Source organism: Pedobacter chitinilyticus, from assembly GCF_003313385.1.
Taxonomy (GTDB): Bacteria; Bacteroidota; Bacteroidia; order Sphingobacteriales; family Sphingobacteriaceae; genus Pedobacter; species Pedobacter chitinilyticus.
The window spans coordinates 475,096-489,696 of record NZ_QMHN01000003.1; the positions used below are offsets into that span (position 1 = coordinate 475,096).

9 protein-coding genes are annotated in these 14,601 nt (G+C 40.5%); 6 read left to right on the forward strand and 3 right to left on the reverse strand.

Annotation, left to right across the window (positions count from 1 at the left end; genetic code table 11):
* Both DUT70_RS21335 and DUT70_RS12310 read right to left on the reverse strand, forming a co-directional pair.
* On the reverse strand, positions 1-251 hold a 251-nt coding region (locus DUT70_RS21335), incomplete at its 3' end, for a hypothetical protein (RefSeq protein WP_205529791.1).
* Between the two features lie 60 nt (positions 252-311).
* Positions 312-920 carry a hypothetical protein gene (locus tag DUT70_RS12310; RefSeq protein WP_113647630.1) on the reverse strand — a complete coding sequence of 203 codons (609 nt, stop codon included), beginning with the start codon at positions 918-920 and terminating at the stop codon, positions 312-314.
* A gap of 374 nt (positions 921-1,294) precedes the next feature.
* Between DUT70_RS12310 and DUT70_RS12315 the strand changes: the two genes are divergently transcribed.
* The 6 genes from DUT70_RS12315 (at position 1,295) to DUT70_RS12345 (ending at position 12,983) form a co-directional block, all read left to right on the forward strand.
* The gene (locus DUT70_RS12315; RefSeq protein WP_128353358.1) at positions 1,295-4,537 is read left to right on the forward strand and encodes a hypothetical protein; all 3,243 of its coding nucleotides are present in this window, start codon (positions 1,295-1,297) and stop codon (positions 4,535-4,537) included.
* 6 nt (positions 4,538-4,543) lie between these two features.
* Positions 4,544-7,921, forward strand: a complete 3,378-nt coding sequence (locus tag DUT70_RS12320) for a DUF6443 domain-containing protein (protein ID WP_113647632.1) — start codon at positions 4,544-4,546, stop codon at positions 7,919-7,921.
* Between the two features lie 697 nt (positions 7,922-8,618).
* On the forward strand, positions 8,619-9,767 hold the full coding sequence (locus DUT70_RS12330) for a DNA polymerase III subunit (protein WP_113647634.1): 1,149 nt from the start codon (positions 8,619-8,621) through the stop codon (positions 9,765-9,767).
* A 1-nt stretch (position 9,768) separates the two neighbouring features.
* Complete coding sequence (locus DUT70_RS12335; RefSeq protein ID WP_113647635.1) at positions 9,769-11,172, forward strand: PSP1 domain-containing protein; 1,404 nt, start codon at positions 9,769-9,771, stop codon at positions 11,170-11,172.
* A 16-nt stretch (positions 11,173-11,188) separates the two neighbouring features.
* Positions 11,189-11,686 carry a gliding motility lipoprotein GldH gene (locus DUT70_RS12340; RefSeq protein WP_113647636.1) on the forward strand — a complete coding sequence of 166 codons (498 nt, stop codon included), beginning with the start codon at positions 11,189-11,191 and terminating at the stop codon, positions 11,684-11,686.
* A 109-nt stretch (positions 11,687-11,795) separates the two neighbouring features.
* Positions 11,796-12,983, forward strand: a complete 1,188-nt coding sequence (locus tag DUT70_RS12345; protein WP_113647637.1) for a thioredoxin family protein — start codon at positions 11,796-11,798, stop codon at positions 12,981-12,983.
* Between the two features lie 280 nt (positions 12,984-13,263).
* Here DUT70_RS12345 and DUT70_RS12350 read toward each other — a convergent pair whose 3' ends face one another.
* A complete protein-coding gene (locus DUT70_RS12350; protein ID WP_113647638.1) occupies positions 13,264-14,565 on the reverse strand; it encodes a UDP-N-acetylmuramoyl-tripeptide--D-alanyl-D-alanine ligase in 1,302 nt (433 codons plus the stop codon).
* Between the last annotated feature and the right edge of the window lie 36 nt (positions 14,566-14,601).

A 14,601-nucleotide genomic window follows, 5' to 3' on the forward strand; every position in this document is an offset into this window, starting at 1 on the left:
CCGGTCTTCCGGAGAGTTTTTCCGGTCTGCAAAACAATTTTTCTGGCCAGCAAAGAAACTTTTCCGGTCTTCCAGAGAGTTTTTCCAATCTGCAAAACTGTTGAATTGAAAAGGAAACGAACCTTATTGATAGGGTTAGGAAGGAATGAGGTGCAGCGCTTAGCCGTAGTCGTACGCGCTTCCTTAAAAGGTATTTGGCAGGAGTGCTTTTGGATAGGCGAAACAATTAGATGGATAGAAAGAGCGTTCATAGGCGGCGTTGTTTTTTAAGATAGAGTCATTAGATGGAGGTTATCAATACGTCATCGGCTTTATTTTTTCTGTTGGATATAATATTCGAGGCTTTGGTTTGCTGGGATATTTAAACATTTACGTAAATGCAGTCGGTGCATGGCCAGTGTATCTTGATCAATGTTTAAGAAAGTACAGATGTCCTTTTCACTGATTTCAATGTAAATTAAACAGGCAATGTTCACTTCTGTTAATGACAGTTTCTCATGGGAAGCGTTCAACGTATCCTCTAATTGGGGGTACGAACTGAACATCATCTCCCTAAAACGTTGCCATTCTGAGTCTTTAACACTTTTTTCTAAGCTCTCGGCTTTTTTTTCAACCTGGGGTACCTGTGTTTCGGCCAGTGGCGAGGCCTCTTGTGCTTCCTCTCCGTCTGATTCTTCCTTTTCCCTTTGGGATTTACGGTAAAAGAACCACCTTACCACTACGGCAAGTAGCAACAGTGTAGCCAAGGCTTTGGATAGCCACGCAACATCACTGAAATAGGGAAGGCATTTTTCAAAAACACTGCCGTTGAAGACAATAAGATCAATCGCCAAAAGGAAATTACTCGATCCTTCAATTTGAAAAATAGTGGTGATAGGGATTGCGCCAGCGAATAGCGGCAGCCATAAGTAGTTTTTCATAAGATGGTAGATAGTTGATGATTAAAGATATAAAAGTTTTTTAATAGCCTGCAAATGTTTGGGTTAATTTTTTTGGAAGAGGTGCTGGTTTTTTTAAAAAAGGTGATATCCGCATACTTTTTTATTTTCCTGCTTCTCATTTTTATGGCGCAGCTCGGATGACTGTATTTTACATTGATTTACGCTCTTTCTCAGACCTATCCAGTTCATCCAACTAAGCTTATTGCTAAAACGCAAATATCGACAGACCAAAGTTTTAGACACATTACCATTGGACCAAAGTATTTTAGCCAGCAAAGAACTTGGAGTGATTTTAACCTAAGAGCTACTGTAAGATAAATAAATGATAATCGAAATAAATAATCTCAAATTTTATGAAAAATTTTCCCCCGCTAAGACTTAAGATATCAAGCATAAATATTAATATCTTATTTTTTTTTAATATATGGTTAATCAATAGTGCTTATTCTCAGCAAAATACAAACTCTATAGATAACGAAAAATTCAGAATGTTTTCTTCTCCTAATTCACAATCTCTTGGAGAGTATGGAAAAACATCAGTTAATTTTTTCAATGGATTGCATCAATTAACCATACCTATTTTTGAAATAAATGAAAATAATCTGTCAATACCAATATCGCTTGATTATAGTTCAGGTGGCAATATAGTGAACGCTAATCCTGGCTGGGTGGGATTATCTTGGAACTTAAATGCTGGAGGGATTATTACGAGGCAGAGAAACGGAGAAGCAGATGAATGTACAGGTGGAAGTTACTCATGGCCCGTTATGAATGGGGGAATAGAGATGGAAGAACATGCATATTTGGCTTTGGGTAGTGCCGTGGGTAACAATTGGCCTGATATTTCCTATGATTATTATTTTTTACCTCTGGATAGAAATCCAGACGAGTTCTTTTTTAATTTTAATGGGATTTCTGGTAGTTTTTACAGAAATGAGCTTGGACAATGGAAAGTAAAGTCTAAACAAAATATTTATTTAACTGTAAAAGTTGATATAGGAAGTCTTGGAGAATTCTACTCAGTTATTAAGTCGTTTACCTTAATTGATGGGGCTGGAGTAGAATATGTTTTTGGGGGTGACCAAAGTAGTGTAGAAGTTCCAATTAACACAACCGCACAATCTCAATTCTTGTCGAATTATGGATACTTCAATCATCCAGCTAGTAGCACGAGTACGGTTTGGGAGGCGTATAAGTTTACGTCTTTCCCAAGTGCATGGTATTTAACCTCCATAAAGAAACCCAACGGTAAATTGATCTCTTTCTCTTATCAAAAAAGTGGCGTTGCTATCAGCCGATCCTTAGCAGAGACTAATGTGATTTTTGGTGAATATAATCCTCAAACAGAATCCGTTGTAGAAACAACTTTTTTAAAGAGTATTAATGCAGATAATGTAAAAGTTGAATTCAGTATTTCTAAATCAAAATCTTTATACCATTTCAAGTCAGGCGAGGGGACGTTTCTGCCTCAAGAGAGTAATATTAGTTATTACAAGTTAGATAAGATTAATGTTTTTGATGACAAAAATGAAGTATTACGCACCATAAATTTTTCTTACATAGAAAACACAAATACGAGATTAAAACTAAAAGAAATTTCTTTTGGAGCTAGTAATCTTCCAGTAAACAAGTATGAGTTTGAATACAATCCATTGCCTCTACCAGATTTTTCATCATTTGTCATGCGTTGGCCACCCTCTCCCAAGCCACCAACAGATCATTGGGGCTATTATAATGGAAATACATCTTCAAAAGAACCGAATTCAATTTACGCTCAAGCAGAGATCCTGACATCTGTTAAATATCCTACAGGAGGAGAAACAAAGTTTTTTTATGAAGCTAATTCATATAGCCAAGTAGCTAAGCAGTATCCTTTTGTTTTGGAACCTAAAATTGATATAGGGGCGGGGGTGAGAATAAAAAAAATTATAGATTATCCCATATCTGGAGAAAATTATGTTAGAGAGTACTTTTATGTCAAGAATGGCTTTGTGGAAAATGGGATTTCAAGTGGTGTTTTAAGCGGAATACCAAGATATCATTTTTCGCAACTTTTCCTCAATGTTCATAGGTACGAGAATCGTGATGTTGTTCAAAATTTTATTGTAAATACACCCAGTAGAACTTTTGGAAGAGATGTTACCTACAGCAGGGTAGTAGAAAAGACCAAATTGGGATATAAGGTGTTTAATTATTCTAATCATGACAATGGTTTTATGGATGAGCCAGCATTGGAAATTTCAAATCCTAATTATGGTTTTGGTTCTAACTCTAAATCTCCTAATGCCAATGATATGTTATATCTATATTCTAGCAGAGAACTTTCAAGAGGCAATCTACTTAGTGAAGAGCATTTTACAAACGACGTAGTTCCAGCCATAGTTTATGCTAAAGGATATGAGTATAATGAAGATTTAACTCAATTTGTAAAAGCGCAGGGAAATGGCCCCAATGGAGGTTTAGCCGTAGGAAGGGGTTATAAGAGTACTTTCAAGCATTATACTTACTGCCCGTATATAAAAAAAAGTGTTGAAACAAATTACACAGATAGGGGGCAAATAATTATTGAAAATAAGTTTGTTTACGATGACCATAATCAACTTAAAAAGAGCATACAAATCGAGAGCAATGGAAAGACTGCTATTGTGGAATATAAGTACCCTTATGACTTTCAGTTCAATATAGGAGGGCTTACCAATATATATGCTAAAATGACAATGCTTAATATGGTTGCGCTACCCATCGAAATTACCAAAAGTGTATTAGACCAGATAACAAATTCTGAAAAGATAATAGAAAGCAAATTATATACGTATAAGTTGGTAAACAGTTCTATCGCTCGTGAGGCAGAATATGCCTGGCACATCAATGGTAGCAAAGTATCTACGACAATTAATCCCTCAGGAATTACCTTTGATCCAGGATATCAGAAAAGGATTGAGTATAAGAAATATGATGCTTGGAATAATATTCTTCAGACACAGAATAATCAAGTTGGTGTCGATGAATCATATATATGGGGTTATAGAAGTCAGCATCCCATAGCCAAGGCAAGTAATTGTAGTGTAGAAGAATTTGCGTTTGCAAACTTTGAAAATTATTTAGAACACATGCCGTCTTCAACCAGCCACTGGAAAGGGCCTACAAATTCGCCCCAAATTTTATTTTCTTGGCTTACAAATGATGGTTTTACTGGCAAAAAGAGTTTTTATGGGCCTCGTATATTTAGCAAAACTGTTCCACAAAATGATTATCGATTGTCTTTTTGGCAAAAGGGAGTTGGTAGCCTTAAAATAAATGGTGTAAATCATTCTTTTAGTAATGCTGACTGGAAATATACAGAAATACTTTTGTCTTCTATTACAGGCGTTGCTATCGAAAATCCAAATGCTTTGTTAATAGATGATCTTTGCCTTGCAAGACCCAACGCCCAAATTACCGCCTATACCTATAAACCTTTGGTTGGTATGACCAGTATGACAGATGCCAAAGGCATGACGATTTATTATGAATACGACAGCTTCGGTCGGCTGAAGCTGGAAAAGGACCAGTACGGAAATATTATCAAGAATTACAGCTACCACTATAAACCTTAATCTTCTATGAAAACCAGATTGACATTCTTGGTCGTTATGCTGGGTCTTACCGTGGCCCAGGCCCAGCAGCACAAGACCTATTCGGTATACAATAACCAGACAGAACTTAGTGCCAGCGGCAGCATAACCCTGTTGCCCAATTTCCATGCACCCTCTGGCAGCAACCTGGGGATCTTTATCCAGGGCGACTGCGGGCCGCTTTTAAGCACACCCAGCAGCAACCAAAACTATATCCTTACCCGTATCTTTAAGGTAGCAGGGGTAAACGCACAAAATTTGAATGATGCCCGCACTTTGTGTCAGGAGAACCAAACCATTCAATATTTTGATGGCCTTGGCCGTCCGTTGCAGACGGTACAGGTCGGAGCCAGCCCCAGTTATCAGGATATTGTGACACCCGTGGCCTACGATGCCTTGGGCAGGGAGGCGGTAAAGTACCAGCCCTATACGGCAACAGGTACCAATGGCAGCTACAGGCCAACGGGCATTGCCGACCAGCTGGCCTTTTATATGGGACAGGCGAGTACTTCCAGTATCAGGCAGACCAGCAACCCCTACGGTATTACGGTGTTCGAGCCCAGCCCGCTGAACCGAGTGGAGCGCCAGGGCTTCCCAGGCGATGCCTGGCAGCCAAGCAATGTATCCACGGAACATACGGCAAGATTGGCCTATGGCACCAACAACAGTGATGTGAATTACGGTACTACGGGCTTTGCCGTAAGGTTGTTCGATGCAGTTGCGGTAACCAACCCAGGACAGGAGCACCAGCGTACGCTTTCCAGTAGTGGCCACTATGGAGCGGGGCAATTGTACCTTACCATCAGCAAGGATGAGAACTGGCAGGGCAGCGATGGTAAAAAGGGAACCGTAGAGGAGTACAAGGACAAGGAGGGACGTGTGGTGCTCAAGCGGATATTCAGCGAAAAGATGGGCAATATTGAGGTGCTGAGCACTTACTACGTGTACGATGACTTTGGCAGCCTCAGTTTCGTATTGCCTCCAGGGGCCAATCCCGATGCGGGCGTTCCAGACGCAACGACTTTAGAGCAATTTTGCTACCAGTACCGCTACGACGGTAGGGGCAGACTGATTGAGAAGAGACTGCCAGGCAAGGGCTGGGAATGGATGGTGTACAACAAGCTGGACCAATTAGTGCTTACCCAGGATGCCCTTCAACGTATTGCTGGCCAATGGCTGTTCACCAAGTACGATGCCCTAGGCCGCAATGTGATGACGGGGATCTATAACAGCATGGCGAACCGACAAGACGTACAGGCAGCCGTTGATGCACATGCCATATTGTGGGAAGAACGAGACAATGGCAATAGCAGCGGTATGCATACGGGCTATGGTAACCAAGCGTTCCCCACAGCCAATGTGAACTATTACCATACCATCAGCTACTACGACGACTACGATTTTCATAACAATGCCTTTGGCCAGCCCAACGGTACTACGCAGGTAAGCTCGACGAGGACCAAAGGTTTGCTAATTGGAACTAGGACCACGGTGCTGGGTACAGGTAACATGCTGCTCACGGTAAACTACTATGACGATTACGGACGTATTATCCAGACCAAGAGCGAACACCACATGAACAATGGTACCGATGTGGTGGATATGACGTATAACTTTGATGGCAGTATCAAAAATACTACCCGCGCCCATAACAAGGGCACCAGTATCACGACCATCGCCTCGGCCTATACCTACGACCATATGGGCAGGAAGAAGACCACGAGCCAGAGCATCAATGGTGCGGCACCGACCATCTTATCGGAAATGCAGTATGACGAGATTGGCCAGTTGAGCATAAAGAAACTGGCTAACGGCTTGCAGAAGAATGAATATACCTACAACGAGCGTGGCTGGCTGACAAGCAGCAGCAGCCCACAGTTCAGTATCAATTTGAAGTACAACGATGGCGCCCATCAACAGTTCAACGGTAACATCTCGGGTCAGATTTATACCAATAACGGCAGCAATACGTTCACCTACCAGTACGATAAGCTGAACAGGCTGATCAATGGAACGGCATCGGGCATGACCGAATTGCTGGATTATGACCTGATGGGGAACATCAAGAGCCTTAACCGTGACGGCACGGGAGCCAAGGTGTATAATTATACAGACGGCAACCGTCTGGAGAGCATCACGGGACTCACGGCCAGTTATGCTTATGATGCCAATGGCAATGCCACTACCGATGGCCGCAATGGGGTAACCCTTACCTACAACCATTTGAGCCTGCCCGTAACGGCCAGCAAGAGCGGTTTGAATCTCAGCTATACCTACGATGCTACGGGAGCAAAACTAAGGAAGGTGTCCACCACAGGAACGACCACTACTACTGATTATGTGGACGGGATCCAGTACACCAATAACACCATCGATTTTATCCAAACGGAAGAAGGTATTGCCAGAAAAAGTGGGAGCTCTTATGTCTATGAATATAATTTAACCGATCACCTGGGCAACGTAAGGGCAACCTTTAAGGTGAACGGAAGCACTATTGAGGTATTACAGCGTGATAACTATTATGCTTTTGGGATGAGAAAATCAGCACTGAACGATATCGGTGCAGTTTCGCTACAGAATAAGTACCTTTACAATGGCAAGGAGTTGCAGGAGGAGCTGGAACAATATGATTACGGGGCAAGGTTCTATGATCCTGTGATTGGAAGATGGAATGTGGTAGATCCGTTGGCTGAGAAAGACAGGAAGACAAATCCGTATGCTTACGCTTTCAATAATCCGATAAATGTTATTGACCCTGACGGGAAGGAAGGGCAGTGGATTCCTAGTATTGTTAATGGAAAACTGACTGCGATTGCGGAAAAGGGAGATAATGCCCAAACTTTGCAAAAATTCATAGGTGTTTCTCAAAAGCAAGCAGATGCGGAGTTTAAGAATATGAAAGGAGGAAAAATAACCCTTTCAGATAATATTCCTGGAGTCGCTGCTATAAATGGAGCAATTTTGGATACAAAAAGTAATCCAGAAAATTATGCTAGTAATATATTTGAGGCTATCCTTAGAACTCCAGAAAATTATAACTGTTTTGAATCTGCTTTAGCAATATCAAATGGAGAAACGCCAATTTTTGATAAAAGAATTGATGGTGATAGGTTTGATGCTACTGTTGAGGGTGTAAATTTTAAAGATGTGACTGGACAAGTAAGTAATTATAAGTTTGGTAAAACAATAGTGGCATTTGCTGACTCACAAAATCAACATGCGGCAACATATTTGGGGACTTCTAAAGATGGTACTCAATATACTTGGAGTAAAGATGGCTCTAAATATCTTCCAGCGGTAAAAAAAGTAGAGATATTAAAGGATGATTATGGAAAAAATGTTAAATATTATAATAATAAACACTAAGATAAATGAAATTAATTAAATGGTTGATAATGGTTCTTCTGTGTGGAATTACTGTTTGTGAACTTTATTTTATTGCCAATGGACAACTTTCATTTAAAAGAAGTCATTTATTTGCTCTAGTGTTGCTAAATATTCTTATAAGCTTTAACAATAAATACTCATGGTTGTTTTTATTGCTTTTTTGTTTGTTTGGTATAATTAATATTGTTGTATATGGAACTTACTCAAGCAATGGCACAATGATGGAATTTACAAATACAATAAATTATCATATGTTTATGGGTAGCACAAGTTCAGTCCTTTATAGGTTTATTTCAATTTTTCCATTGATTTTTTATATGATTTTGTTTGTTGCACTTTTTCTTAAGCCCGTTAGAAGATATTACAATTTAGAATGAAAACTTTAGATAAGTTATTTTTTTGTTTAGTTGCTTTCCCCCTTTTGGCGCAAGTCTTGTGTGGTGGGATTTAGTATAGACTGACTTGTGCCTATTAGCAATTACTTTAATAGGAATTTTATAGAATCTAATGTAGAGGAGAGAATGTCTTGTCCTAAAATAGGTTTACTCAATTGTAAGCCTATTTTTTTAGGCTAAGATAATCCTCTGCGAGCTAAATAGGAATGGAAACGGGCCATCATGACCTCATGAACGAATAAACCTAGGCAAATCTCAAATCTATTTGTTATTTTGCACCAATGCAGTTTAAAGAGATTATTGGACAGGATGCCGTAAAGCAACATTTGCTACAAACCGTTGCCGAAAATAGGGTGAGCCATGCACAGCTTTTCCTATCACCACAGGGAAGCGGGGCTTTACCTTTGGCCATTGCTTACGCCCAATACATTAACTGTACCGAAAAAATTACCAACGATAGCTGTGGTACCTGTGCTTCGTGCCGCAAGTACGAAAGACTGATCCATCCCGACCTGCACTTTTCTTATCCGTTCTTTGCCTCAAAAGATGTGAAGATTGCGACCGATGTGCTGGAAGAATGGCGCAACATGGTGCTGGAAAACAGTTATTTCGATCTGGACATTTGGCGCTCCAAGCTCAATGCCGATAACAAGCAGGCCAATATCAACATCGCCGAAGCGCATGATATCATTAAAAAGCTAAGTTACAAAGCCTTTGAGGCCGAAACCAAGGTGCTGATCATGTGGCTGCCCGAGTTTTTGGACAGAGAGGGAAATGCCCTGCTGAAAATTATTGAAGAACCACCTGCCAATACGCTTTTCATTTTAGTAGCACAAAGCCAAGAGCAGATTTTATCTACCATCCTGTCACGGACGCAAATTGTGAAAATTCCCAAGCTGGATGACAATACGGTAAAGCGGTACCTGATGGATAAGGCCAATCTTTCCGAAAACCAGGCCGAAGAATACAGCTTTTTGGCCGATGGTAACCTGATTGAGGCCAATGCCTTGCTTAACGATGAAGCCAATAACAACGCAGGGTACTTTTCGGAGTGGTTGCGCATGGGCTACGGCAACCGTGTGCCCGATATGATGGCCTTTACCGAAACCGCCGCAAGCTGGGGCAGGGAAAACCAAAAGAATTTTTTAAAGTACGGAATCAACTTTTTACGGGAGTGCGGGCTGTTGCTAAGCGGTGCCGATGCTCTGGTGAAATTACCGCCTCAGCACTTTGAAGTGGCCAAAAAGTTATCTGCCCACGTACTGAACATGGCCATGATAGAGGCATTGATCAATGAGTTTGAAAAGGCACATTACCATATCGAGCGGAATGCGAATCCAAAAATTCTGTTTTTAGATGTATCTTTACAACTGGTAAAAATTATAAAGTTTAAAACGCTCCCGAAAGGGACTCAATATATATATACGTAATATGGGATGTGGAAGTTGCTCTACGGGAGGCGGTTGTGCCCCCGCTGGCTGCAAAAGTAATGGCTCTTGCCTTACTGGAGGCTGTCAAAAAATGGAAGTACACGACTGGCTGTCCAACTTGGATATGCCATCTAATTATAAACCTTTTCAAATCATCGAAGTTAAATTTAAAGGCTCTAGAAAAGAGTTCTTTGTCAATAGCGATGATATTTACCTGGAAATAGGAGAACTGGTAGCTGTTGAAGGTCCTACTGGCGGATATGACGTTGGCCACGTGTCGCTTACGGGCGAACTGGTACGTATCCAATTAAAACGTCGAAAAGTTCAGGCCAATCAAGTTACCCGCAAAATCTATCGCAAAGCTACAGAAGCTGATGTTGAGAAATGGAAAATTGCCAAAGGCTTGGAATGGGAAACCATGCATCGTGCCCGCACACTGGCTTTAGACCTAAAATTATCAATGAAAATCAGCGATGTGGATTATCAGGGAGATAGAACCAAAGCGACTTTCTTTTATACTGCTGAGGGCAGGGTAGATTTTAGGGAGCTGATCAAGAAAATGGCCGAAGCTTTCCGTATCCGTATTGAGATGCGCCAAATAGGCATGCGTCAAGAGGCAGGTCGCTTAGGTGGAATTGGTTCTTGCGGACGTGAACTGTGCTGTTCTACTTGGTTAACTAACTTTAAAACCGTTTCTACTGCTGCGGCACGCTATCAAAACCTTTCCTTAAATACCTTAAAACTAGCGGGACAGTGCGGTAAACTGAAGTGCTGTTTGAATTACGAGCTGGATACTTATTTGGATGCGCTGAGGGATATTCCAGATCGTATTGATTCGTTACAGACCGAAGTTGGCGTGGCAAGACATCAGAAAACAGACATCTTTAAAAAATTGATGTGGTTCAGTTATGCTAATCAAGAGGACTGGATTCCTTTAAAAGTTGACCGTGTGAAGGAAATTATGGCCATGAATAAACGTGGCGAGAAACCTAGTAACCTTAAGGATGAAGCCATTGAGCTTAAAACCTCGGCACCTGTTGAAAAAGTACACGATTACGAAAATGTAGTTGGTCAAGATAGTTTGACACGCTTAGATGAAAAGAACCGTCGCAACCATCGTAACAACCGTAACCGCAACGATAAGCATAAAGGTCAATCGGCATCAAATACAGGTAACGGCGGACAGAAGTCCCAAAATCAACAGAAACAGAAGCCACAAGACAGACCACAACAAAACCAGCGTCCACAAAAGCCAGTAGAAGCTAAAGGCAACGATCAGGCGCCAAAAGCTCAAGCCGAAGGACAAGGCACCGAACAAAAGCGCAATAACCGTAATCGGAACAAAAATCGCAATAAAAATAGGAACAAAAACCAGTCTGATAACCCGAATACAAATAACGGTTAGGGCCTAAGGCGCATCAATGAAATCAATAAAGAACATTAGCTTTAAAATCGCTTTGCGTATAAACACCTTGGCTTTTGGCTTAATTTGCATTGCCTTTATTTTTGGATGTAATTTCAATACGGTAATTGATACTAATCAAAGTGTCGACGAAAATCAATGGTTATATGCCAATACCGCAAAAGCCGAGTTTAAGATTACCGATGTAACCAAGCCTTATCAGCTGAACTTTAAACTGCGCATAAACAGCGAATACAGGTATGCTAATATGTATGTACTGGCTACCTTTAGAGATGCCAAAGGGCGAAAAAGGTTGCGCTACCAGTTTAAGCTGGCTAAAGAGGATGGCCAATGGTTGGGTAAAGGTTCTGGTGATTTATACGCCTATACCTTTCCCTTGCTAAGGAACCATCGTTTTCCTGATACAGGTAAATACAGTATCGAGATTGAGCAGAATATGAGGGATAACCCCCTGCGTGGCGTAAGCGATGTTGGTATTGAAGTAATAAAAGATTAACTTTAATTTGCGCCCCACACCATAACAACTATTTTGGTTATTGATTTCCATTGTAAGGGTGAACTGGGCATAATATCCCTTCGGGGAAATAAACTAAATATGTATTGATATGATGAAGAGATTGCTGGTAGCTTGTTTGCTGTTAATGGTATTTTCTGCAAATGCCGCCGAGATTAAGTTTTTGGAAAATCCTACTTGGACTACGGTGCTTGAGCAGGCAAAGAAAGAGAATAAAATCATCTTTTTGGATGCCTATGCTACTTGGTGTGGTCCTTGTAAACAAATGGATGCTGAAACCTATACCAATCAGGCAGTTGCAGATTATTACAATGCCAACTTTATCAACGTGAAATATGACATGGAAAAGGGCGAGGGGGCAATGCTTGCCGATCGTTACTATGTTTCTGCTTATCCAAACCTTGTTTTTATCAACCCTGATGGTGTAATGCTTCACAAAGGGGTGGGGTTTTTGGCTGCTGATGATTTCCTGACCTTGGGGAAAACGGCTAAAAATCCACAAACACAATATTATACTTTAAAGAAAGACGCACAAAAGCTAAGTAACGCACAGTTTTTGAAATTTGCAGAACAAGCTGTTGAACTTCAAGATGAAGATTTTGGGTACATCAGCAAAGACTTTTTAGCTTCAAAGCCTGATATTTTAGGTGATGCCGATTTGATTGACCTTTTGATGAAATATGCTTTCACGCTGCCAAAGGAAAAGGATTTGAAATACTTTGCAGAGAGTAAAAGCAAGGTGCTAAGGGCTGGCAAATACACCGAAGATGATTTTAATGAACGTTTGGTAAGTTTGGCCATCCAATTTGCATTGTCGGAAGAAGTACAGGTAACTGACGAGGTGGATTTTGAAGCGGTAAAAGGTGTTTTGGACAAATATATTCCAGCACAATCTTTTTTTGTGTTCAACTACTTTAAAACCCAGTACTTTTTGGAAAACAAAGAGATGGATCCAGCACTGGAAGCATTTAATCAAATCATCGACAACCCTGATAAAGTGGGCTATCAGCAATTATGCAATGCCATGATGGGTTTTGGGCCTATCTTGCATGAAGCAGGAAAGCTGGACAAGTATTTAGAGAAGTTTAATGCCATTAAAGTACCTGCTAAAGATGCCGATCAAGCGTATTTGAAGGATTTTGTAAAGGCCATCATCTATATCAAAACCAAGCAAACCGATAAGTTTAAGGAAACGGCGAATACGATGTTAGCTAGTGCTAGTACTCCTGAAGATGTGAAAAAGGACCTTAGACAGGCTTTGCAGAATATGGGGAATTAGTTTTAACCGCCTGAGATAATTTAAGGTTTAATTCTTTTTAACCACCTAAGACACCTAAGAACATTTTAGACGTGTTCCAAACTTGGATGAACTAAGGTGCCTAAGGTGTTTATTTAATGTTTAACCATCTAATACATCTAAGAGCATTTTAAATTGAACCATTAAGGCATTAAGAGCCATTAAGATTTCCTTAATTTTCTTCATTTCTTAATGTTTTACATTTTAAACATAACGAACATGCAGCATTTAGGTCGTCATCTCGACTTTGTATAGAAGCACGTTAAAGTAACGGCAACAACTGCTCCAAGGCCATTCCTCGGCTTCCTTTTAATAAGATCAGCGAATCATTCCAATTTTGTATTTTAATAAAATCGGCGGCTTGCGCAGGCGTTTCAAAAAAGTGAGCTTCGAATTGTCCTTTCACTTCAAAGAAATAATGCCCTATAAATAACAGCGTATCAATGTTGTTTTGAAGTGCCAGTTCAATAATTTGTTGGTGTTGCTTATTAGATTCTGGCCCTAATTCAAACATATCACCCAAAATAGCAATCTTTTTAGTAGCGCTAAGGCTATTCAAATTGGTTATCGCCGCAGACATACTACTAGGATTGGCATTATAGAAGTCGCAAATTACTGTGTTGCGTTCTGTTTTGGTAAGCTGCGAGCGGTTATTGGTAGGGAAATAATCGGCCAAGCCTTTGTTAATCTCTTTAGCACTTAATTTAAAGAAACATCCTATGCTAATGGCAGCTAAAATGTTTTCGAAATTATAGGTGCCGGTTAAGTTCGCTTTTGCTGTATGGGTGTTGCCTTCAAATGTCCATTCAAAATCAATCAAAGGGTCGCTGTTTTTTAGCACCCCATGAACAGCTTTTGGTTCTGTTACGTTATAACGGATAATATTTTTAGCAGCAGACTTGCTCACCATCTCCATAAGGTCAGCGTTTGCAGCGTTTATAAAAACAAAGCCATTGTTGGCACTTAAATAAGCATACAGTTCAGCCTTGCCCTTTTTTACACCTTCAAAACCTCCAAAACCTTCTAAATGTGCCATGCCTACATTGCTAATCAAGCCGTGCGTAGGTTGTGCAATGCTACATAGGAGCTCAATTTCTTTTTGATGGTTAGCACCCATTTCAATCACGGCAATTTCTATATCCTTGCCAATACTCAAAATAGAGAGCGGCACACCAATATGATTGTTTAAGTTCCCTTTGGTGGCAAACACGTTAAAATGTTCTGCCAGTACTGCTCTAATCAACTCTTTTGTTGTCGTTTTCCCGTTGCTGCCCGTAAGTCCGACAATAGGGATGTTGAGCTGCTGACGATGGTATTTAGCAAGCCCTTGTAAGGCTTCTAGTACATCGTTTACTAAAAGAAACTGCTCACCTTTGGCAAAAGTGGGGTTGTCTATAATGGCAAAAGCAGCACCTGCTTCAATCGCTTTTTGGGCAAACTCGTTGGCATCAAACTTTTCACCTTTTAACGCAAAAAACAAACACCCTTTGGTAATTGCTCGGGTATCGGTGCAAATTAAGGGGTATTCTAAATAATGCTGATAAAGTTGTTCGATGCTTGTCATGATCCCAAATATGAATAGTGCTCTGTAAAATTACGA